Consider the following 21,887-nt stretch of genomic DNA (forward strand, 5'->3'; position numbering starts at 1 on the left):
CTGGAAAGAGGCCGATCCTAGCCGGAGCGGTCATAGTCGAAATTACCGTAGTGCAATTGTGGGGGCAGGCGGAAAAGTTAGAAAGACACGGGAATGGCGACGATGGATAAAGTTCCGATGCTGGCGGAGGGGTATGAGCGCCTGACGACCGACCTCAAAGCGCTGCGCGAGGAACGCCCGAAGATTGTTGATGCGATCGAGGAAGCTCGCGCGCATGGTGATCTGTCGGAAAACGCTGAATATCACGCTGCGAAAGAGCGTCAGGGCCAGGTTGAGGCCATGATCGGCGATATCGAGGGCAAGATCAGCCGCGCACAGATCATCGATCCCAAATCGCTAAGCGGTGACAGGATCGTATTCGGCTCCACCGTTACCTTGCTCGATGATCACGACAAGCCAGTCAAATATCAGATCGTGGGTGAGACCGAAGCCGATGCGACGCAAGGCCGGATCTCGTATTCGTCACCCATGGCGCGCGCGATGATCGGCAAACAGGTCGAGGACGAGATCGAAGTGACTGTGCCTTCAGGCGACAAGTTCTACCTCGTCCAGAAGATCGAATTCATCTGAAGAACTTGCGCGAAGCCTCTCAATCGAGGGGCTTCTCCATCGCGTAATTGTGGATCGCCACACCTTCGATTTCGAAGTCACGGCGATGCGTCACGCTATAACCGGCGCGCTCGAATGCGGGGCGGGCGAGTTCGCTTGCCTCGGTATAGAGCCGCGTCATCTCGTGGCTGCGCGCATCTTGTTCCGCATGGGCCAAGAGCTCGTCGGCGAGGCCCTGCCGGGTATGGTCAGGGTGGCAATAGAGCATGTCGAGATGGCCGTCGCCTTCAAGCAGGGTGTATGCCACCGCCTGATCCTCGACGTCTGCGGCGACAAAGATGCGGTGTCCTGACAGGGCGCGTTCAAGGAACCGTTCAGGCCCCGGATGCCGCGAGGCCCAGACTTCCACCTGCTCGGGTGAATAGCCATGGGCGCCCACCGCGCGGATCGCAGCGAGCGTCAACGCGGCGAGGGCAGGGGCGTCCTCCTCGCGGAAAGGGCGGATTGTGTAGGCCATAAATCCTGCGCACTGCTGCCTGTTTGGCCGCCGGATCAGGCGTCGGGCGTCAGCAGTTTGTGGATGTGGACGACGACATATTTCATCTCCGCATCATCAACAGTTCGCTGGGCCTGCGCGCGCCATGCATCCACCGCGGCGTCATACGAGGTGAAGATGCCGACGACGTGGAGGCTTTCCGGGTCCTGAAATTCGTGGCCGCGCGGATCTTTTACGCGTCCGCCCATAACCAGATGAAGCCGCTGTTCGGGAGTTGTTTCTTCCATGAGTGTCTATTCCTGGGGAGTTGCCTGTGCCGCGCGCTTTAGCGCGGTGCGCTGAGTTCGCAACCCTGGGAAGGTTGGACTAGCCTAGTTCGACACCCGGTCGGTCAAATCACGCACGGCGCGTTCGGCGCGGCGGCGGGTCCGGCGGGCGACGTTGCGGCTCTTGTCCGCAGCGCTGCCGGCGAGGTAGCTGGCCTCGCGGCGCAATTCGCGCGCTTTGGCGCTGGCTGTGTCGCCGACGTCTTCGATCACATCCTGACCTTTGCGCGCGCCGCTCATCGCTTCGTCGATGAACTTGATCCCGTATGCGATTACGGCATCGGCAATAAGGGCGGTGAAGGCCGAGCCGCGCTTCTTCGCAGCGCCTGATACGCTGCGCGCCGCTCCCGAAGCAGCTCCGCCAACAGCATCGACAGCACCGGTGGCGGCCCGCTTTGCGACGCGGCGACCCGGCTTAGTCATAGCACCGACAATGAGTCCGGCGATAATTGCGCCGCCAATCACCTTGAGCGGATTGGCTTTGGCGTAATCGGTCGCGGCTTCGGCGGCTTCACGAGCCTGATCGGCAAGCGTGCGCTGGGCTATCCGGCGTTCGGACGCCTCGATCTTGGCACGCAGTTCGTCGCGCGGATTTTTGTCTGCTGGGGTAGGTTCACTGCTCATTATCGTCTCCAGGGGGTGAGACCTCGGGGGAGGGTTCTTCGATCTCGGTGTCCGGCTGCGAACCGTCTTCGTCTTCGGCCAGCCCAAGCAATTCCAAAATGGTGTCGCGGCCTAGCCACAACAAGATCGCGCCAATCAGTGCCGCGATAATTCCGCGATTTGAGTCGGCCTGCGTCTTGGCGACTTCGAGCACGTCTTTCGCGCCATCGCCAATCCGTCCGCCCACGCGGTCAGCCACGCCCTTGGCGGAAAAGCTCACCCGCGCATGTTCGATGTCCGCCAACAAGACCGCGCGCGCCGCATCGCGGATTGCACGGTCTTCGTGAAATTGTTCAAGCCGCTTGCTCACACATCCTCCGGCTTTGAGAATAACCCGGAAAGGGTCTTGGCACGCTTGTAAGCGGTACGGCCCAGCAACACGACCAGCAGCAGCAATCCGCCAACCACGATCGCGATTGCGCCCCAGATTGTCACCAGTGGAGCGAGTGCGATCACCAGACCGACAGCAAGCGCGAGGAACGCGATATGCAGCAGGATCAGTGCCAGCGCGATCGCCAATGCGGCCACACCGACGGAGCGCCCCGCCAGCTTCGCGCGGGTCTTCTGAAACGCCAGTTCCGCTTCGGCATAGTTGCGCCCGTCATCGATCAGGGTCGAGACTTCTTCGAACAGGCCTTCTTCAAATTCCGTTTCAGGATCAGTGTGTTGCGCAGGGCCGTCGGACGGCAAATCCGGCATTTCGGGCGCAGTTTCGCTCAGCGGTTCTGCGCCCGTCTGCCTGTCATTACCGTCCATTCAGTCCCCCTAAGCCGTTCTCAGCCTAGTCGCGCGAGCCGCGGAACAGGCGTGCCAGCAGGAAGCCGGCAACCGCTGCGATACCGACAGCAACTGCCGGGCTCTTGCGGACCATTTCGCGGGCATCATCGCCCAGTTCCTCAACGCTCTTCGCTTCGAGCTTGGCCGAGGTTTCAGCCAAAGTGCGCGAGGCCGAGCGGGCATAGTCGCCATATTGTTCACCAAAGCGATCATCGATCTGTTCGGCGGTTTCACCAACGACTTTGCCAATCGAGGAGATTGCGTCGCTCGCGCTGGTCTTTGCATCGGTTGCGAGTTCACCAGCGCGGGTGCGCGCCTTGTCGCCATAGACTTTCACGTCACTCATCAAATCGTCTCCTCGGCTTTTCGCCTGATCGCGGTATTCCTCTGCGCGGGTGCCAGCTTCGGCGCGCAGGGCGGCTGCACCGGCCTTGGCTTCCTCAAGCGCGGTGTTGAACCGGCTCTTCGCCTCGGCGGCTCCGCCACTGGTTTCTGCCGCTTTCGCAGTCGCACCGGTTTTCTTCGGGGCTGCCTTTTTGGCGGTGGTGGATTTCTTGGTCGAGCGTTTAGGGGCGCTCTTGGTGGTTTTTTTCTCTGCCATCTGGTCTCTTTGCCTTTCAATCGCGCGCTTTTCCAGAGGGAATGCGCGCAGTTTTAATATGGGGTCTGTCTAGTTAAACTTACACCGCTTGCGCCGCTTTGTTCCGAAGAATAGGGGTGCGCGGACAAACGTAACGGGGTGCCCTGCAAGAATAGGTAATTTCGCAGGGTGTCTTATTTAAGTAGCACACTTCCACGCCGGAGCCAAGTATGACCGCCATTATCGACATTCACGGACGCGAAATTCTCGACAGTCGGGGCAATCCGACGGTTGAAGTGGATGTTCTGCTCGACGACGGCAGTTTTGGCCGCGCGGCGGTGCCATCGGGCGCTTCGACCGGCGCGCATGAGGCGGTGGAGCTGCGCGACGGGGACAAAGACCGGTACAAGGGCAAAGGCGTCCTGAAAGCGGTTGAAGCGGTCAACACCGAGATTCGCGACCTGCTGATCGGCGCGTTCGATGCAGAGGACCAGCGCGACGTTGATCTTTCGATGATCGCGCTCGATGGGACGGCGAATAAGGGGCGTCTTGGCGCAAACGCGATCCTCGGCGTCAGCATGGCGGTTGCCAAAGCCGCTGCCAATGCGCGCGGCCTGCCGCTTTATTCCTATGTTGGCGGCGTCTCGGCCCATGTCCTGCCTGTTCCGATGATGAACATCATCAATGGCGGTGAGCATGCCGACAACCCGATCGACATTCAGGAATTCATGATCATGCCCGTCGGCGCCCCCGATCTGGCTGAGGCTGTGCGCTGGGGCTCTGAAGTGTTCCACACGCTCAAGAAAGGCCTCGCGGATAAGGGGCTGGCCACCAGCGTCGGCGACGAAGGCGGATTTGCGCCCGACCTTGCAAGCACACGCGCCGCGCTCGATTTCATCATGGCGTCAATCGAACAGGCCGGTTTCAAGCCGGGCGAAGACATTGTGCTCGCGCTCGATTGCGCGGCAACCGAGTTCTACCGCGACGGCAAATACGAGATTTCGGGCGAGGGGCTAAGCCTGGATGGCGCAGGCATGGCGGACTACCTCGCCAAATTGTGCGACGATTACCCGATCCGCTCGATCGAAGACGGGATGAGCGAGGACGACTTTGAAGGCTGGAAGGCTGTAACCGACGCAATCGGAGACCGCGTGCAGCTGGTGGGAGACGATTTGTTCGTGACCAATCCTGACCGCCTTTCGGATGGGATCGCACGGGGCCTCGCCAATTCGCTGTTGGTCAAGGTCAACCAGATTGGCACGCTCACCGAGACGCTGGCCGCGGTCGATATGGCCACACGCGCCCGCTACACTTCGGTTATGAGCCACCGTTCGGGCGAAACCGAGGACGCGACAATCGCCGATCTCGCGGTTGCGACCAATTGCGGGCAGATCAAGACGGGCTCGCTCGCGCGGTCGGACAGGCTGGCGAAATACAACCAGCTCATCCGCATTGAAGAGGAGCTGGGTGACAGCGCGGCCTATGCAGGGCGCGGCTGTTTCGGTTCTCTCAGCGGCTAGTCAGGAAAGGGCGCTTAACCAGGTGCGCCTGGGCCCGTCTCATTCACTACAGGGGTCAGATGAGACAGGCCCAGACACTGCCAGCAAGCAGCTATGCAGGGGCCGCAGTGCTGGCAAAGAATTCGTCCATCGCTGCCAGACCTTCTTCGGTCAGGCGCACTAGGACGCGGCGTTGATCGTCCGGATCGTGTTCGCGCAAAATCAGATCGTGCTCCGCCAATACACCGAGCCAGCGGAGGCCGGTTGTGGGCGGAGCGGCTGAGCCGATACACGCGCTGGACACCGAAACAGGCTTACCCTCGACATGCGCGACATACAGGTCTAGCAGAATGTCCCAGGCAGGCTCGCCAAACAGTTCGGGGTTGCCGAAAATGGTCGAGCGGCGCCGGCGCGTGGAGTAGATTTCGCGGGCGATTTGGGCGTTGAGCTGGCGAACATGCATAGGATCGCTGAAGCCGGAATTCGCTGGGCTGGGAGGCAGTGAAGGGCGCTGATCGCGCCTCTTCGCCGCGAGTGTTCCACCATTGATTTGAACCGGCGGCGCTCCGACGCCCGCGCGCAATTCGTTTGCGATTTCGACCAACTGGTCGGCGAGCGATTCAATATCAAGGTGCGGAGATGCAGCGTCACTGGTCTGCACCGTCAACCCGGATAGCAATTGGTGGTTCTTCAGTTCGGTCACGCGCACCTCCCCATGCTGGAAAGCGTGTGAAAACCGGTCCCAAAATGTCCCGAACGTATAGCGCCGCAATCTGGTTTGAACCGGGGCGTCAATCCGTGGTCAAACCCAGACTTTTGCGAAATCCGTTGAGAAGGGTTGCCCCGCAACACCAGAACGATCTCCAACCGGGGCGGGCTGTCAAAATGACAGTAAAACGATCCCTATCCGCCCCAGTCAATAAGTAGGCGAATTGATGCGCAAAGGTCATTACGCAGAACCCCTTAAGGGAGGAGAAAATGTTGGTAATGCTATGAATTAATTTGAAAAATCAGCGGAATCCTAGTGCACGATGCGCATTCTTGCGTATGTTGAACCGGCATCAAAATCGCACTCGTTCGAGGTTTGCACTTCAGCCGAAGCGAGATTGCCACGAAGCTGCTCAATCGCGGCATCGACATGGATTGCAGCTATTCCTGCGCCTATGGCGTCAAGTTTTGAAAGGACGTCTTCGAGATCGTCCATGCAGTGCAGAATTTCCGATTTTACGGTGTTTGTTATGTTTTTCACGTGACCATCCAGTCCCAGCGCGACCCGGAATTGATGACGGCAGTGTGAGGCTCCTCAACACCCGGTCTGCATAGGCCCCTTATGTATAACTGCATCAGGGAAACTACGTAGTTTAAGGCGGTTTGAGTGCCTTTTACGGCCAATTCGTGCGAAAAACTTACCTAACGGTCAAACCGGCCCGCCAGATCATAGAGCGCAATCGCCGCTTTGGCCGCTTCGCCGCCCTTGTCCTTTTGGGCAGAGTCGGCGCGGACCAGCGCCTGCGCTTCGTTCTCGACTGTCAAAATGCCGTTGCCGATAGGGATACCATCCATCGTCAGCGCCATGATTGCGCGCGCGCTTTCTCCGGCGACGATTTCGAAGTGATAGGTTTCACCGCGAATAACCACGCCGATGGCGACAAAGCCGTCATAGCCTCCGCTTTCGGCAGCCATAGCGATTGCACCGGGAATTTCGAGTGCACCGGGCACCGTGAGCACTTCGACCTCGTGCCCGGCTTCCTCCAGAGCCGCTTTCGCGCCTGCGACAAGCATGTCGTTGAGCGAGGCGTAAAAACGCGCCTCGACGATCAGAAATTTGGCCATTGGGGGATTACTCCGGGATCGGTTGGTGGTCGGTGATGGTGATGCCATAACCTTCGAGTGCGACAAGATCAGGGCGCGAATTGGTCAGCAGCACCATTTCCTGAACGCCTAGATCGGCAAGGATCTGTGAGCCGATGCCGATATTGCGGTTGGCTTCTTCCTGAGACCAATTGCCGCTGGAACCAACGCGCTGGGTCAGGATGACAATCACACCAGACCCATGATCGCCAATCGCCGACATGGCGCGTTGCAAGGTGCGCTTGCGCGGGCCGGGCGCGCCCAGAACATCGTCAAAAACAGAGATCGGGTGAACGCGGGCGAGGGTGGGCTCGTCGGGAGAGACATGCCCCTTTTGCAGGACATAGGCTTCGCTGTCGGCGACGATGTTGCGGTATGTGATCATGCGCCACTGGCCGCCATAATCGCTTTCAAAGCTGCGTTCGTCGATCCGTTCGACCAGATGATCGTTGCGCATGCGGTAGGCGATGAGGTCGCGGATTGTTCCGATCTTGAGGTCGTGCTTGCGCGCGAAAGCCACCAGATCGTCCAGCCGCGCCATCGTGCCGTCTTCGTTCATGATCTCGCAGATCACGCCCGAGGGGTTGAGGCCTGCAAGCCGCGAGATATCGACCGCTGCCTCGGTGTGGCCCGCGCGGACCAGTGTTCCGCCATCGCGAGCGGTGAGCGGAAAGACATGGCCCGGCGTCACAATATCGTCGGGGCCCTTGGTCGCGTCGATGGCGACAGAGACGGTGCGCGCGCGGTCGGCGGCGGAGATGCCGGTGGTCACGCCTTCCTTCGCCTCGATCGAAATCGTGAAGGCGGTCTGCATCGATTCCTTGTTGTTACGGCTCATCGGTTCAAGGCCGAGTTCGTCCACGCGTGCCTTGTCGAGCGCGAGGCAGATCAGCCCGCGACCGTGAGTGGCCATGAAGTTAATCGCAGCAGGGGTCGCCATCTGCGCGGGGATGATGAGGTCGCCTTCATTCTCGCGGTCCTCGTCATCGACCAGGATATACATGCGGCCATTGCGCGCTTCGTCGATGATCTCCTCGATCCCGACCAGCACGGGGCGCTCATCATTGGCATCGAGGAAACTTTCGAGCTTCGCCAAAGTCTCGGCAGTAGGGTTCCAGTCGGGCTCGGCCGCGTCGCGCAAAGTGTTGGCATGCAGACCGGCAGCGCGGGCAAGCCCGGCCTTGGTCATCTCTCCGCTTTCAACAAGATCGCGGACGCGTGTGATCGTGGATGTGCTCATACGCGGTTCGTATCACACCACAATGTGATCGCAAGCTATCAGAAGTGTTATTGTCGTGTGATTGGGGAATGCTTGGACGGAGGAGTGGAAGGAATGGTGGACGCACTAGGGTTCGAACCTAGGACCCGCTGATTAAGAGTACTGCTTAAGCTCTTGTTAAATCGCTGCAAATTTCCTCACTTCGTTCAAAAATCATACGGTTGGGGTCTGCAGATCGTTGCAGGCTCTTTCAGGTCCTAGCAGACAAGTTCAGGCGTCTGCGACCCTAGTGGGACCCAGCACGAGACACGCATCTTATTGAAGCTCAAATTTCTAGAAAATGTCGCGCGGCACTTGGTGTGGCGTGTGGGGTAGGGCGCCCAACCAAAGGACCGGCGGGTCGACGTGCGCATCATATCGACTGGGGTCATCCGTGTCAGGAAGTTTCCTAGTTTTCAAGTGTCGAAGGCGGACCGCCTTATCGATGCAATATCTCTTCAACCTGTGCACCAATATGAGAAAACGCCGAAATGACTCCATCGAACACGTGATCGAGGGCTTTGCCAAAGCCTTGGTTCACAGCGGCGATATCAAAACCCGCATTTTCGAGATGAGCCAGCGTCTCGCCTGCATCATGTGCATCGGAGATGCGCAGATCATTGTTGATGAAGAGCAGAGCTAGTGACGGGTTCCGCGTTGTAAGATCGTCCGGATCGCCTCCGGCACCGAAGGCATCAAGACTTTCTCCGTCTCGATTCAAACGTTCAAATACGTTCGTGAGGCCCTGCAAAAGCTTGAGGCTGCCCAGATCCTTGATTGACACTCGGGCATGGCCAGCATGGACGAGAAGGTCTCGAAGGAATGCATTGGGTGTTTTCTGCCAGAGTTCATGAATACTTTTGCAACGCGACAGGAAAGCTTGCTCTGTCATGTCGAGCGAAGCGACTTGCGCCAATCGCACTAGCTGCGGGTAATGAAGCCAACCGTTTGCATTTATCTCAGCGCGGGAAATACCGACGATCTCGTCAGCTCCCCGATCATCCCCGAAGTGTTGCCCAACTACCGAAAGAACATCTCCGAACCTGAGCAACTCAGCCACAAACCTACCCGTTTTCGAAGCAATGTGCTCTTCGGCTTGATCAAATTCAGCAACCTTCGCTGGTGTCAGCACATGCGCATGGGCATGAAGAATTTCTCGGTCCGGTTTGGGCTTATACAACTCGCGCATCGGCAGGCGGATCATGTTTCGACCAACTCGAATGCAATCTGTGAAACTCCACTGTCCTAGATAAGAAGGGTTACAATACCATGCCTGCTCAACCCGCGTGGGAACGGTGTTGAAGAAACCGCTTTGTTCGTAGCGTTCCAGAAATCGATCATCGAGATAGACAGGCGTCATCGCAGTAAGTGCGTTCGCCCTTGCATGAGTCATTGGGCCTTCAATACCGGGCCAATTTAATCCTTCAGCGGACGGTTCGGGGCAAAGCTCCGGCGCGATGGCATGCACGATTGCCCAGAGTTGAATAAGGAGCCCGCCGTCATGCTCGCGGATGTCGAGGTCATACCAGCCACCTTTCGGCCTTAGCACCTCGTGTGCTTTGCCATTCATCAGGCCTCGAATTTCAGCATGATCCGGCAGCAAAGCTTGATAGTAGATCAATCGAGCACCGTGGTTGCCCCGCATCCAGAGATATCGGCGCAGGTACTCATTCGACATCGTCCAGTTTACGTTGCGTTTTGACGTGTAATAATACTCCGTGGAGGTTTCCCCCTCAGAGACGCCAAACTCAGGCAATGATAGATCGTCGTAAATCAGTTTCTGTTGCTCACCGCCAAGCACACGCGGCGTTAGACCAAGGGCGATCCAAACCTTTTCTGCGAGTTGATATCCGTAGAAGGAGCTATTCCCTTGCGAAGCGACAATGTAATCGAGACCTGAAATGGATGGAGAAAATTCCTTTATTTCGCCAAGCTCCCTCACATCAGGTTGCGAGAAATACACAACGCCGTGACCTGATTCATCATATTTCGAGATGTCGCCAGGTCCATCATCTGGAGCGAGCGCCATGATCATGTAAACGTGTTCGCGATTGGCTCCATATGGATCGAACTCAATTCGCGTCGTCACATCAACTCGAAGATTTCTGTCTAGTCCTACAGGTTCCAGAAGGGCCACCAAGCGCGGAGGCAAGAACTCTACTTGTATTGGGAATTCATCAAGATAATCGATCATCGCGGGCACACTTCGTCATGACTAAGTATTGAAGGGGTTTTCAGGCCGCCGAATTCCGAAGGCCAGCCAGAAAGATCTTAGTAGGGGAATGAGGGCAGCGCGATTCATCATTTCAACACGTAGCGAAGGCAGTGTGACCTGATCACGCCATGCCGGATCAGACCAATATTCATTGTTCACGACGAGGTGATAGTTTCGAATGCCCGTAAGGCTGGCGTGGACCGTCCACGGGCCTTCTATGCCGAAAGGTTGGAGCCTTGCGACGCCCGATATCGCGGCGTCCAAAACACCATCTTCGAACCGTTTGGGCCAAACAATAGGCGCTTCAACTTTCCGGAGTTCATGGACGACACGTCCGATCGTCCAGACAACGTCGATTCTGCCTTGGCGATATGTGATTGCATAGGAGCGGACAGCCCCGCTTTCGCTTGGGTTGGTGTGAAGCAAGACACCTTCAATCATCTCCACGGAATCCATGTAACCGGACGGCTTAATTGGTGCGAGCGCATTTTCGGGTTTAATGTCGAGATCACGTCTTTCGCGAAAGTAGGTCATAGGCACTAGCGATACGATTGCTTTCGGATCATCGCCGAGCCCGACTGGCAGATCGCCCCGGACGGCGGCTTCAACCGCTTGCAGGTGTAGGGAGTGGATGCGATTGGGAAGGGCCTCGCCAGCTACGAAAGCCTCGCGCAATTCGTGCGTGTCCATCTCATATTTGGCATTCGATCTCCGGCTGAAAAAGCGGCTCCAGTTGCCGAAGATAATCCGATGAGGCCCTACTGGGCTTGGCGGCACGCGGATAAGCAATACCCCTCGGCCCTCAGCGTAAGCGATCCATCGAAAATGGAGGCCTGGAATACGAGGCTCTACACCACTTTGGATGATGTCCTCCCACCGCCGAAGCTCGGCGTCCGGATCGTCAATTGATAACTCGGCTATCGCGGTTGGTATGCCCCTAGGGGCATCGATTCCGTATAGGAGGTCACCGCCCTGCGAGTTGGCAAATGACGTGACGTCTGCGAGAAACTCTCGCTTGCTATCCTTGTCCTTCGGGTTGGGCAGATCCCTCTTATATTCGAGTGTCCGGTTTTCAGCGACACCGTTTGCTATCAGCCGATCAAGCGTGTCCGTGCCGATCGCCTCAAGTGGTTCAGAGATCATGATTGCCTACTGCCTTGCTTAACTCGATTCCAGCATATCGTATCAGGCTGGAGTTTTCTGCTTTATACTGTTTGCAACCCAGGCTTTTCTTTGAGATTGCTTGAAAACTGTGATTATTGATGTGCCGTTGAAAGGAACGGCACGTGCGCAAGGCGCTCACTGACAAGTCACTCAAGGCCCTAAAACCCAAGGCCAAGCGCTATGAGGTGCACGACCTTTTGTGCCCCGGTTTTAGTGCAAGGGTGAGCGTCCGTGGGAGAATCAGCTTCAGCGTCAAATACCGTTACGGTACAAAGCAAAAGCGGTTCTCATGCGGCATCTATCCTCGCGTTTCGTTAGCCAAAGCACGGGAGATCGCGTTGGAGGTCTTGCGGCAGGTCGATGAAGGGATCGATCCGGCACGTCGTCGTCGACAGATCGATCTCACGGTTGAGGCTGTAGTCGGCGACTTCGTCAAGATCTATGCCTGTCCGAATAACAGGAGCTGGAAGGAAGCCCAGCGTGTTTTGAACCGAGAACTTGTAAGCGTTCATGGGCAGCGCGACATCCGCAAGATCTCACGCGAAGACGTTCTCGAAATCATGGACGCTGCATCAGCACGTGGCGCGCTCTATCAGTCGAACCGCATTCTCGCGCATATTCGTAAGTTGTTTAACTGGTGCATCGAACGCGGGATAGTTGAGACGAACCCAACCAACGGTATCCGCAAACAGCATAGGGAGGTCGCGCGCAGCCGCGTTCTGGACGAGCAGGAAATCACGAGCCTGCTCAATGCCTGCGCTCAGGATGGTTATCCGTACAAGCAATATGTGCCGCTGCTTCTTGCGACGGCCCAGCGACGCGGTGAGCTAGCCAATATGCGCTGGTCCGAACTGGATCTCGAGAATCGCACTTGGACTATTCCTGCCGAGCGATCGAAGAACGGAAAACCGCATGTCGTGCCGCTTAGCGATTATGCGATGAAGCTGCTCGATGAGGTACCGCAGTTCGTGGATTGCGATCTCGTATTCACGACTACCCGAGTGTCGCCGATAAGCAGTTTCAGCAAGGCGCTTCGCCGCCTTCAGGCGGTCTCTGGAACATCAGATTGGCATATGCATGACCTGCGCCGTACAGCCACTTCGGGCATGGCCAGTTTGGGCGTCGATCCTCATGTTGCTGACAAAATTCTCAACCATATGAGCGGAATCATTTCGGGGGTAGCGCTGGTGTATAATCGGCATAATTACAAGGACGAGAAGCGCGAAGCGCTAGAGAAATGGGGGCAGTATCTTGCAAGACTCTGATCGAATGTTCGACGCTCAATTCGAAAACGAGCTGCGAAAGAAAACAGGCCTCGAACCCCAGACTACTGCCAAGTTGGCGAGAGCATTCGAGCCGATTGGGAAGCGGTTTCACAAGGTCCTTGAGACCACCCCCACAAAATTCGAAGTTGGTCCGCGCTACATTACTCCTAAGAAGCACCTAGAGTGGCTGGAGGACAACGCGCGAGAACCACTCTCTAAGCTGGTTGGCGCTCTTGCGAAGCGCGAGAAGTTTTCCTCTCGACCCGATATTCTCGCTAGCGAGTTAACTGAAGCGGACTGGACCGAACTCACTCGTGTTCTCGGCAAACTTGACCTGTATTCGAACGAGCTTTCTGACTGCATTGAAGGCCGGAAGGCTGACAAATCAACCGTCAACGCGGAGTTGCGATTTGAGCTCATTTGTGAGCTGGCCGATGCTTGTGAGCTAGCTGGTGTCGAAGTGTCGCGTGATCACCATAGCAGCGGAGAAGATACAGCAACATCTGCCATCATTCTGAAAGCTGCTAGCGCAAGGATATGCGGGAAGCCATTTACCCTCGATCACCACTTGCGTGACTATCTGAAACTTCGTCCGGCAAAGAAACTTAGAAACGCCTGATTTTTTGCCAGAGCAAGTGTTGGCGCCCGGAAGCAGATGGCGTCATTTAGGACCACGAAGGTCCGGACCTTCATCAATTCAGACTGATGAAGGAAACCTTGAAAATGACAGATCAATCAAATGACGGCGGTGTGCGCCGCCGGTTCTACACGCGCGAACACCTGCGCAGATTAGGTGTTACGCAAAGTGCAAGCACACTCTTGCGGTTAGAGGCTGCTGGGCGCTGGCCCAAGCGGATTCGAATTGGCGACCATTCGGTCGCATGGATCAAAGAAGAGGTTGACGCTCATCTCGATGCGCTTGCCGCTGAGCGGGAGGCTGGTCGATGAACCATTTTGTGATGCGCGAATATCGCGATCCTCAAACGGGTATCAGCATTACCCGAGTTTTTGCGTTCGAGGCCGAGACACAGGAAGAATATCAAGCGACACTGGAAGAGATCAATCGAATGCCGCCGCCTGATGTTCCCGACGGATTGGGTGGGGAGGATATCCAATGAGCAAATCCACCACCATTCGCGTTCGTTTCGATCAATCTGCGTCGGTGTTTGGCATGATGCAGTGGTTTGCAGGGCAGGGCATTCCTGTCCTGCCGATCCACGGTATCGTCAATGGCTCCTGCACATGCGGGCGCAAAAACTGCGAAAGTCCGGGCAAGCATCCCATTAGCGCGCTTGTGCCGAACGGCGTGAAAGGAGCGACAACAAAGCTCAAAACCATCCGCAAATGGCATCGCGAATATCCGGATATGAACTATGCGGTTGCTACTGAGGGCCTGGTGGTCATCGATTGCGACAGCAGGGAGGCGATAGCCTCGTTCAGGTCTCGCTACCGGCCACCGCGAACACTTACCGTGAAGACAGCGCGAGGCCTCCATTTCTACTTTGATGGCGAAATGCCTTCGCGCAACGGTGCTCAGCACAAGCTCGATGTGAAGAGCGGGAAGGGGGCTTATGTTGTCGGCCCTGGATCACGTCATGTGAACGGTGCGATCTATGCAGTTTGGGAGGATCGCCCGATTGCTGCGCTTCCCGTTAACATCGCTTCGATCACAAAGAGAGTTCGCGAGCACGAGGAAGAAACCGGCGGTGCCCCCATTCCTAAGGGCATGCGCAACAGCACACTGACCCAGTTTGCGGGTTACCTTCATTCGAAGGGCGTGCCACAGCAAGCTGCTCTGGCGGCGTTGAAAACACTCAATCAGGATATGTCTGATGAGCCTTTACCTGATCGCGAGGTGCGAAAAATAACGCGCAGTGTGTCGCGCTATCCGGCCAAGGCATTCCCTCAGATGATTCCATTCTCGGAGATACCTGAGGAGCAGCTGGAATTCCTATGGTACCCCTACATCTGTCTCGGTACGCTGGGACTTCTCGATGGTGATCCAGGCGATGGCAAGAGCCAGTTCACCGCATGGCTCTGCTCACGCGTGAGCCGGGGTCAGACCCTGCCCAACGGCGAGAAGATCAAGCCTTCAAATTGCTTCTTGCTCAATTTCGAAGACTTGAAGGGCGCAGTGATAAAGCCGCGATTGATAGCGAACGGAGCAGACCTGTCTCGCGTGTTTATCCAGACTGTCGCGTTCGATCTCTCGAAGGAAATGACGGATTGGTTGGACGGCGAAATCGCCGAGAAGCAAGTGCGCCTAGTGTTCATCGACCCGATCCAAGCAACGATGACAGGCGTTGACGGCAACAGCAACATTCAGGTTCGCGAGTTCATGTCTCGCCTCGGAGAAATTGCCGATAGGCGACGTTGCGCGATAATCTGCGTCCGCCATTTCGGTAAGGGTCCGCAAGAGCAGGCCATGAAAAAAGGGTTGGGGTCGACCGACTTCGTTGGCATTTCACGCAACCAATTCGGTCTTGTCCGACGCAATGATGACGTGCGTGGGTTTATCCTACTTCACCTAAAAACCAACTTCGAGAAGGGCGATGCCATGCTATTCACGATGGGCGACGCGGATGGTCGGAAGGGCGAACAGCCGAAGATCGCTTTCGACAAATTCGCTGATATCGACGCTGATGAATTCTTGTCAGCTGATCCAACTTCACGCGGTCCACAGCAGGACGAACGGCAGGTAGCCAAAGACTATCTACTGGAAGAGCTCGCCGATGGGCGAAAAGAGGTCGGACCGTTGAAACGCAATGCCGAGGCAAGGGCTATCAGTGCGTCAACCTTGGATCGGGCGCGCAAGGAACTCGAAATCACCCCTCAACGTGAAGGCAAGAAATGGTTCTGGGAATTGCCGCCTGAATGACCAGCTTTTCACCTTTTCAAGTTTTCAACGCCGGGTGGGGGGAGGTTGTGCAATCACATCCTTCCTCCTCAATCACCAATGATTGCCGGTGTTGAAAACCTGAAAACATGAATTTCTAATGGGAATCCGATTTGTTGGCCCGGCGTCCTTCATTCGGCCAAGGTTGTCAGCGCCTTCCGCGCTTCTTCAAGGGCGTTAGACCCAACTGTCCATTGCCATGGCTGACGCGGCACATGAGCTTCGGCCAAGGCTGGGAACTCATCCTTCTTGCTGACCGCAAGCCGCAGCAGCATTCGCGCTTCACGCGGCTTCATCTTCATTTGCTCGCACAGATCGGCAAGCGTGATGGTTTTAGCTTTGTTGGTCGCCTTCCGGCTGCGAGAGGCAGCACCTGAGTTGATCGTCGTTTTCGTCATAGTGGTCTCCTGTCGTTGACCATCAGACCGATTAAGACAGGTTCCCAAGGCTTGTCAGGGTCGAAATCCAGAAATCCTACAAAACTGGACCCGCTGATTTAGAATGAGGCTGTCTGGGGCGGATAGACTATGGGATTGCGTGTCTTTTTGCTGTCAATCGACAGCGCTGGGTCACCACTGGGTACCAGACCTCACTTCTTCCACTTTTTAGTCTTGCTGAACTTCTGAACAGCGATGGACACCTCAGATCCACTGCCGATGCGCTTGTAGTACTTGATACTCTTTTCAAGTGCCGCTTGCTCATCGGCCCAAGCGCTTCTGGGTCCGAGTGAATCAAGCGAGAAATTGTTGTTGGTCAATGCTGCAATGATCTTCGGATATCGCCGAGAATAGAAGTCCCAGACGGTGAGAGCTTTAGCGCGAACGGTAGGCTCTTTGTTGTTTCTCATCATCTTGTAAGTGTCTTGAAGGAACCGGATAGATTCCGGCATGTTTGGTGCCATATCCGCTACTTCGTGATACGAGACTGGATACGATTTAGCACCTAGTTCGTGTAACTGCTCAATTGGTCTAGAAAGGTAGACAAACGAGTACTCATCATCAAACTGATCAAGGCGAAAAAAGCGATTATAGGGAACACAGTCTTGGTGCATGAGAAGCCCAAAGAACGGCAGTCCCTGCTCAGCGAGATAAGCACGAATAAGTGCGCCTCCGAAGAAGCATTCGACATTATCCAATTGAAAATGATGGAAGTCGCCGCCCACTAGAATTGCACGAAAGTAGATGTCTTGCCCAACCAAACGAGAATAAAGATCTTCCGCGAATTCAGTAAGATACCATACTATGTATTCGCGATCCTCTTTGCTTTCCACAAGCTCAGGGTTGTAGGTTAAGATCGTGTCTGAGAATACGATTGTCTTGAAGTTTGGGTGATCGTGAACATTCAACCTATCCAATATGGAATATACCCGCGCAACCTTGCGAGGATCATTAAGTGTCATGTCCTTAAAGCCAAGAATGTCGATGTATAAGAGAAAACGGGTGGGAGATTCAGCGCTCAAAACACTTCCTTGCATGATCCAGCTCGCTTGTTAGACTACCTCATTAGCCAATTTGAAGCGGAGTCACGAGTTTAGCAGAAGATATCGAAGGTGAGCTTGTCTTCTGAAGATCGGCTGGTTTGAAATATGCGCGCGTCATCCCGAAATGTCTTGACTGAGGGTGAGTAAATTGTCGTTCGCTTCCTGCACCGGTGCCTTTCCCTCTTCAGCACAGGAGAATAAACCATGGCCGATCGTCAAAGCCCTGTGCAAACCGTCGCAGAAGTTGTGGAATCAGTGGAACGGCGGGCAAAGGACCGGAAGAAGGCACGCTCTGAGTTGGCAGCAGAAGTGGCGGCTCGCGTTCCAGGTGAAGGCTATGAGCCGTGCATTGTTAGCTTCATTGACGTATTGGGGTTTCGCGATCTTCTGACCACGCGTCATGCGCATGAGATCAGGGACATCATGCTGAGGCTGCGCGAATTTACGATGCCAGATAAAGCAAAGACGCCGAGGCGAATGAAAGACGCGCGTCTCTTCAGCCAGCCGTTTTCGGAGTCAGTCTCGGACGCAGTTGTACGTGTTCGTGTCTTTGAGACCCAATATCATGACGGCGCCTTTTTTCACGAGCTGCTCGACCTGCTTCATGCGCAAGTTCGATGCGTAGGTAGCGGAGTTGTCATTCGCGCCGGAGTTACCATTGGCGATGCTCATACTGGCATTGACGGCAGTGGTCCGGTCTTCGGACCAGCGATGGTTCGAGCATACGAAATTGAAAGCAACGAAGCAGTTCAACCGCGAATTGTAATTGACGAAAGCGCATATCAATCTTTCCTCACTGATACTCGCCTACACAAGGAAGACCATTGTGCCGAGGAAGAGATTGGTTACGTAAACAACCTGTTACGAACCGATATCGATGGAACTCGATTCATTGACTATCTCTCGGCTAGTGAATCTGAGTTTGATCACCCTGGCGAGTACTTTGAGTTCTTGGATGATCACACAGCACTGATCCGCGACAAGGTGGCAACAACAAACGTAAAGGTGCGTGCCAAATTCGCGTGGCTCGCCAGTTATCACAATGAAATTGTAGAGCAGGTTATTGATGAGTTCTCTAACGGGGCAAGGTCGAGTAATGCATTTTGGGACGAGTTCGATTGCGACCCATTGCCGTTGCTCCAGGCGATGGTAGTCGACATCTAATGCCGAGGCACCTCGCCAACGGCTGCCCGTAGCCGTTCGCTATAGAGCTCTTGAGCACCATCTTTCGCCAGTTTTAGTTCCTGAACCTTGGTGTATCGATTTCGACCACGTGGACGAGAATAGCGCCTATCCCCTTCGACCTGCCTGTTCAGCTTTCGCACTTTTCGACGAGCGCGGGATAGGTCATCCTCACTCTGGCTGGCGTAAGCGAGCCTATGGGCCTTGCGTGATGCGAATATGCCATCGACGACGAAAAGCTGCTCACACCGTGATCCAGTTAGCGGGCATAGGAAGTAGCAGCGATAACCACCGTAGGGGCAGGGAACACACTCGATCGCCGCGCGCTGATTTGGTACGTCACCGGCAATGCGTATTGCGGCATCGCTCTCGTCGCTCAAATCGAAGAAAATTCGCACCTCAAGCGCCTCTAGATCCTGATTTCGCCATCGCAACGTGTCATACGTGCATTCACCGGGTTTCAGCAGCCCAGCGCGCTTCAGCACGCGTAGGTCGATGACAGGAAACTGCTCGACTGCTCCGTGATGGACAGTGCGTTTCCGCCCGGAATTGATGCCGCCCATGATAGCCTCTCTGTGCCGCTGCAACTGGGCGATTATACGAAATAGTCTGGCGAAGATCAGGTAAAACCCCGGCTATACAGCTTTCTATTGCCTGAAAGGCCCACCCGTCCCATACAGCTTGGTGATGCCGCCACGCACGGCATTGGGGATTAGTAACCCCGAACCGAACGGTCGGTGCAGACCGAAAACTGCACCACACGCCTTGACCTATGGTCGGGGTGCCCATGGCGCATGTCCAGGGCTCCCGCCTAAAGGTCATGGGGCCGATTCGGTTCGGTTTACTAACACCCCGATCACCAAGTCTTGGTGTGAAGTCGAAGCGGGGGCGTACCGCCATCGACTTCCGGGGAGTTACCCGAAATGCCGATGGGAACACGTCACACGGTGACGGGCATCCTGCGTCCGTCGCAATATGGCCTTTACGCACTAGAGATGGATGGAGGCGGTGTCTGGCAACTCGATTGCGGGTGGGGCTGGAAAGCGCGGAAGTTGGCCGGTCAGCGTGTCACGGTCGAAGGCACTAGGGGTGGGTTTAATTTGCTGGACGTTAATCGGATGCGGATTGCTTGTTCGGACAGTGCTTAAGCCATTTGGCTAGACTGCTGTAGATGGGCCGGAGTCGGTTGGTCCGGTTTTGAAACGCAAACAGCCGAAAACCGCTGCCCGTCACGAGTTCGCACGCTGAATATGAAACGCCATCGGAACGTTCGGAAGATGATGCTCTGAGCTCGACATGAGCAGAAGCCTATTGATCGTATTGTCTTGAATGCCAGCAGGCGGGATAACGCACGAGACTTTTCCCTCGTTTCCCGGCTCGCCTCGTTTGCGGAGCTCTTTCTGAACTGAAAAATGGATTTGTGAAAAGCGCGCGGCAAGCCCTTCTTCAAAATTTGGTTTGACGCCACGATCGGAGACAGAACTTAGATACCGAAACATCTTAGCGAATATGCTTGGATAACCGTCCAGTACTCCCTGACATGACAGATCGACGATGCGGTACGGATTGTCAGGGAAAAGGAAAGAGGCGTGAGCAATCTTCGCCGAAAGGCTCCGAAGCCTCACAGATGGAGCATCCGTGCGCGGCCTAGAGGCCCAAAGGACTTCACGCCATCGGAAGGTGCTGTCGGTAACAATAGAAGCTCCGGTCGCTTGTGCGAGATACATAGCGATCTCGAAATTCGGACCCATCTGCATCAATCGCATCTGCCCTCCATCCTCTCCGCCGCCAAAAATGCCGTCCTGTAAGGCAGACAGTGGATCCTCTTTTTTCAGTCGCTCGAGTTCGAACCACATTTTGGCTAAGCCAACATCATCAATGTCCGGAAAGTTCTCACGAATCCGTGCCTCCTGCGCTTCGCGCGGCCACATCAAAACGTCACGGAGAAAGTCGACACGCATCAGCTCATCCATTCGCGGTTCGTCTTTCAGGCTGATTTTAAGTCCGGCAGTGCGCGCTTTCGCCATCGCCATGGTCTCTCGTCGAAGATTGTAGTCGAAGTTCCATGGGTCTGGGATGAGGTTGATGAGCCCTGCATCCACCAACGGCATCACGTTAAGTAGGAACGCGACAGATTTAAGAAACTCGAGGTGATAACTCTTAGGCTTCTCCGTTGGTCTAAATTTCTCGGCAATCGTACCCGCGTGAGCCATTGGGTTCTGGATGATTAGCTCATCGAAATAAAGTGATGCGCCCAAAGCAAACTCACCGATTGATTGCGGGTGAAGGGAGCCGGTGTAAACCGCTCGTGGTCGACCGTCAGGCTTGGGCAGAAGAGAAAGCAGATCAGTTTCCAGCGGCCAAAGCGCCTCGTTCAGGACGTAAACTTCCCGAATTTGATCTTCGGTCAGGTCACGCCTGACAGCGGTCCAGTCTTTGCCCGTCTCCATGCCGAGGATCGACAAAATGCCCCGATGTAATGCTAGGTTTCGTTCGCGAATGCTCTTTTCTGTCCAACTCGGTCTGAGGGCAGCGGGTCTGGTCCGACAGCAATCCCGATAGGCGATGCCGGACCCACATCCACAAAAATCCTTGGGATTGAGGCCCTCTGCTGGCGGTGACCTTTTTAGAAACGCGCGTTCCTTTTCGGTGCGCCCGTAGGCGTCCTGATAGTGGAAGTCGCCGTTCTCAAATTTTGCATAAATTTCACCACCAAAATGCCAAAGCTCGTCAACTGGCGGGAGCAGGACGCGACGAAGGTCTTCCCAGTCTGCGGTGACCGATCGTTCAGGAAACAACCACTCTTTACGACCCGCTGCGACATAACGCCGTGTCCTCGATTTTAGGATCATATTCACCGCGGCCACTTCGCTGCTCTGCAGCTTTCTTGTCCGAATGAAGTCGATCGTACTAACCATTGACTGGCGGTAATTGCGAGCAAAGGTCCGCTTCTCAAGGGGCGGCGCATTTTGGTCCTGAGCATATTCAAGGTTGGTGAGGATTAGGCAGTGGTCGCGGCCTAGCGGAAAGACTGTCTGTGATCCTTTGAGCGCTATGCTCGGATCCTGCGGATCGGCACATTCAGGCGCGTCAGGCGGCAGGGCGTGGTTGAATATCGTGACCGGGTGATCCGTTACGATAAACTTCACATCGCTATCTTCAGCGGAGACAATCTCACGCACGCCTTCAGTCCAGATCGTACAATGAAGATTGCGTATGCCCTGCATCTCCATCATCAACTCATTTTGCGACAGCGATGGATATTGGCTCCGCAACCAGTCGAGCCCTTTTGGCGTCCGGAGCTTTTGGACATCGACATACTCGAATAAGTCTTGAAAATGGTCGTGCCAAAGAGATTGGTCATCTTGCTGAAACGCCCGCACCGCCCGCGATCCGCGTTCGTCGATGGCTCCAAACAAGCGCTTTTCTATCTCGTCGTTTACGGATGTTCCAAAAAAAGTGGAATAGAGGTCGGTCTGAAAGAAGCAGCGAGACGTTGGCGAGGAAAATAGCGCTCGTCCAGTAACGGTACCCCCATCAGGCAGTACATGCTGTTCGGGCTGCAGGTCGAGAAAGGCTAGCGTCTGCTTCTCTGGTTCAAAGAACTCGCGTTGATACCATTGAGGCACATAGTGATTGTCTCTGCTCTTGGACATTTGCCCCGACTAGCACGCCGATGGCGCTCA

The 21,887-nt window shown here is 55.5% G+C and carries 25 protein-coding genes; 9 read left to right on the top strand and 16 right to left on the bottom strand.

From position 1 onward, the window contains the following. The first annotated feature begins 93 nt into the window (after positions 1-93). Positions 94-570, top strand: coding sequence for a transcription elongation factor GreA (gene greA, locus Q0887_RS03740; RefSeq protein ID WP_299192442.1), 477 nt, complete (start codon positions 94-96; stop codon positions 568-570). 19 nt (positions 571-589) lie between these two features. On the opposite strand, the gene Q0887_RS03745 is transcribed toward greA, so the two are convergent. The 6 genes from Q0887_RS03745 to Q0887_RS03770 form a co-directional block, all read right to left on the bottom strand. Further along, entirely contained in the window at positions 590-1,066 is a 477-nt protein-coding gene (locus Q0887_RS03745; RefSeq protein WP_299192443.1) for a GNAT family N-acetyltransferase, read from the bottom strand. Positions 1,067-1,101: 35 nt separating this feature from the next. Beyond that, the gene (locus Q0887_RS03750) at positions 1,102-1,332 is read right to left on the bottom strand and encodes a DUF4170 domain-containing protein (protein ID WP_299192445.1); all 231 of its coding nucleotides are present in this window, start codon (positions 1,330-1,332) and stop codon (positions 1,102-1,104) included. A gap of 84 nt (positions 1,333-1,416) precedes the next feature. Next, positions 1,417-1,995, bottom strand: coding sequence for a hypothetical protein (locus Q0887_RS03755; protein ID WP_299192446.1), 579 nt, complete (start codon positions 1,993-1,995; stop codon positions 1,417-1,419). After that, positions 1,985-2,344 carry a hypothetical protein gene (locus tag Q0887_RS03760; protein ID WP_299192447.1) on the bottom strand — a complete coding sequence of 120 codons (360 nt, stop codon included), beginning with the start codon at positions 2,342-2,344 and terminating at the stop codon, positions 1,985-1,987. The genes Q0887_RS03755 and Q0887_RS03760 overlap by 11 nt, the downstream gene beginning before the upstream one ends. Beyond that, positions 2,341-2,790: a phage holin family protein gene (locus Q0887_RS03765; RefSeq protein ID WP_299192448.1), complete on the bottom strand. Its 450-nt coding sequence runs from the start codon at positions 2,788-2,790 to the stop codon at positions 2,341-2,343. Before Q0887_RS03765 ends, Q0887_RS03760 begins: the two co-directional genes overlap by 4 nt. Before the next feature lie 25 nt (positions 2,791-2,815). Beyond that, a complete protein-coding gene (locus Q0887_RS03770; RefSeq protein ID WP_299192449.1) occupies positions 2,816-3,412 on the bottom strand; it encodes a hypothetical protein in 597 nt (198 codons plus the stop codon). A 209-nt stretch (positions 3,413-3,621) separates the two neighbouring features. Between Q0887_RS03770 and eno the strand changes: the two genes are divergently transcribed. Continuing rightward, a complete protein-coding gene (eno, locus tag Q0887_RS03775) occupies positions 3,622-4,911 on the top strand; it encodes a phosphopyruvate hydratase (RefSeq protein ID WP_299192450.1) in 1,290 nt (429 codons plus the stop codon). 91 nt (positions 4,912-5,002) lie between these two features. Here the strand turns inward: eno and Q0887_RS03780 are convergent, their stop codons facing one another. From Q0887_RS03780 to Q0887_RS03805, 6 genes are all read right to left on the bottom strand, one after another. Then, entirely contained in the window at positions 5,003-5,593 is a 591-nt protein-coding gene (locus Q0887_RS03780) for a winged helix DNA-binding protein (protein ID WP_299192451.1), read from the bottom strand. Positions 5,594-5,911: 318 nt separating this feature from the next. Continuing rightward, positions 5,912-6,094, bottom strand: a complete 183-nt coding sequence (locus Q0887_RS03785; protein WP_299192453.1) for a hypothetical protein — start codon at positions 6,092-6,094, stop codon at positions 5,912-5,914. 206 nt (positions 6,095-6,300) lie between these two features. Then, positions 6,301-6,723, bottom strand: a complete 423-nt coding sequence (gene ribH, locus Q0887_RS03790; protein ID WP_299192455.1) for a 6,7-dimethyl-8-ribityllumazine synthase — start codon at positions 6,721-6,723, stop codon at positions 6,301-6,303. Between the two features lie 7 nt (positions 6,724-6,730). After that, a complete protein-coding gene (gene ribB, locus Q0887_RS03795; protein WP_299192457.1) occupies positions 6,731-7,981 on the bottom strand; it encodes a 3,4-dihydroxy-2-butanone-4-phosphate synthase in 1,251 nt (416 codons plus the stop codon). Positions 7,982-8,438: 457 nt separating this feature from the next. After that, positions 8,439-10,193, bottom strand: coding sequence for a hypothetical protein (locus Q0887_RS03800; protein ID WP_299192459.1), 1,755 nt, complete (start codon positions 10,191-10,193; stop codon positions 8,439-8,441). A gap of 21 nt (positions 10,194-10,214) precedes the next feature. Next, positions 10,215-11,357 carry an ATP-binding protein gene (locus Q0887_RS03805; RefSeq protein WP_299192460.1) on the bottom strand — a complete coding sequence of 381 codons (1,143 nt, stop codon included), beginning with the start codon at positions 11,355-11,357 and terminating at the stop codon, positions 10,215-10,217. A 143-nt stretch (positions 11,358-11,500) separates the two neighbouring features. Between Q0887_RS03805 and Q0887_RS03810 the strand changes: the two genes are divergently transcribed. From Q0887_RS03810 to Q0887_RS03830, 5 genes are all read left to right on the top strand, one after another. Next, positions 11,501-12,643 carry a site-specific integrase gene (locus Q0887_RS03810; RefSeq protein ID WP_299192462.1) on the top strand — a complete coding sequence of 381 codons (1,143 nt, stop codon included), beginning with the start codon at positions 11,501-11,503 and terminating at the stop codon, positions 12,641-12,643. A 4-nt stretch (positions 12,644-12,647) separates the two neighbouring features. Further along, the gene (locus Q0887_RS03815; protein WP_299192463.1) at positions 12,648-13,262 is read left to right on the top strand and encodes a hypothetical protein; all 615 of its coding nucleotides are present in this window, start codon (positions 12,648-12,650) and stop codon (positions 13,260-13,262) included. Positions 13,263-13,366: 104 nt separating this feature from the next. Next, positions 13,367-13,591: an AlpA family phage regulatory protein gene (locus Q0887_RS03820; protein WP_299192465.1), complete on the top strand. Its 225-nt coding sequence runs from the start codon at positions 13,367-13,369 to the stop codon at positions 13,589-13,591. Then, the gene (locus tag Q0887_RS03825) at positions 13,588-13,761 is read left to right on the top strand and encodes a hypothetical protein (RefSeq protein WP_299192466.1); all 174 of its coding nucleotides are present in this window, start codon (positions 13,588-13,590) and stop codon (positions 13,759-13,761) included. Before Q0887_RS03820 ends, Q0887_RS03825 begins: the two co-directional genes overlap by 4 nt. Further along, complete coding sequence (locus tag Q0887_RS03830) at positions 13,758-15,521, top strand: bifunctional DNA primase/polymerase (protein WP_299192468.1); 1,764 nt, start codon at positions 13,758-13,760, stop codon at positions 15,519-15,521. The genes Q0887_RS03825 and Q0887_RS03830 overlap by 4 nt, the downstream gene beginning before the upstream one ends. A 149-nt stretch (positions 15,522-15,670) precedes the next feature. Here the strand turns inward: Q0887_RS03830 and Q0887_RS03835 are convergent, their stop codons facing one another. Together Q0887_RS03835 and Q0887_RS03840 are read right to left on the bottom strand one after the other, a co-directional pair. Then, on the bottom strand, positions 15,671-15,937 hold the full coding sequence (locus Q0887_RS03835) for a hypothetical protein (RefSeq protein ID WP_299192470.1): 267 nt from the start codon (positions 15,935-15,937) through the stop codon (positions 15,671-15,673). A 191-nt stretch (positions 15,938-16,128) separates the two neighbouring features. Beyond that, the gene (locus tag Q0887_RS03840; protein ID WP_299192472.1) at positions 16,129-16,998 is read right to left on the bottom strand and encodes a hypothetical protein; all 870 of its coding nucleotides are present in this window, start codon (positions 16,996-16,998) and stop codon (positions 16,129-16,131) included. Positions 16,999-17,223: 225 nt separating this feature from the next. Here Q0887_RS03840 and Q0887_RS03845 point away from each other — a divergent pair, with 225 nt between their 5' ends. Further along, positions 17,224-18,183 carry a hypothetical protein gene (locus Q0887_RS03845; RefSeq protein ID WP_299192474.1) on the top strand — a complete coding sequence of 320 codons (960 nt, stop codon included), beginning with the start codon at positions 17,224-17,226 and terminating at the stop codon, positions 18,181-18,183. Here the strand turns inward: Q0887_RS03845 and Q0887_RS03850 are convergent. Next, positions 18,180-18,764, bottom strand: a complete 585-nt coding sequence (locus Q0887_RS03850; RefSeq protein WP_299192476.1) for a hypothetical protein — start codon at positions 18,762-18,764, stop codon at positions 18,180-18,182. The genes Q0887_RS03845 and Q0887_RS03850 overlap by 4 nt on opposite strands. 366 nt (positions 18,765-19,130) lie before the next feature. On the opposite strand from Q0887_RS03850, the gene Q0887_RS03855 reads away from it, so the two are divergent. Further along, on the top strand, positions 19,131-19,349 hold the full coding sequence (locus Q0887_RS03855; protein ID WP_299192477.1) for a DUF5818 domain-containing protein: 219 nt from the start codon (positions 19,131-19,133) through the stop codon (positions 19,347-19,349). Between the two features lie 81 nt (positions 19,350-19,430). Here the strand turns inward: Q0887_RS03855 and Q0887_RS03860 are convergent, their stop codons facing one another. Further along, positions 19,431-21,857: a DUF4238 domain-containing protein gene (locus Q0887_RS03860; RefSeq protein ID WP_299192479.1), complete on the bottom strand. Its 2,427-nt coding sequence runs from the start codon at positions 21,855-21,857 to the stop codon at positions 19,431-19,433. Positions 21,858-21,887 lie beyond the last annotated feature (30 nt).

The organism is uncultured Erythrobacter sp., assembly GCF_947492365.1.
Taxonomy (GTDB): domain Bacteria; phylum Pseudomonadota; class Alphaproteobacteria; order Sphingomonadales; family Sphingomonadaceae; genus Erythrobacter.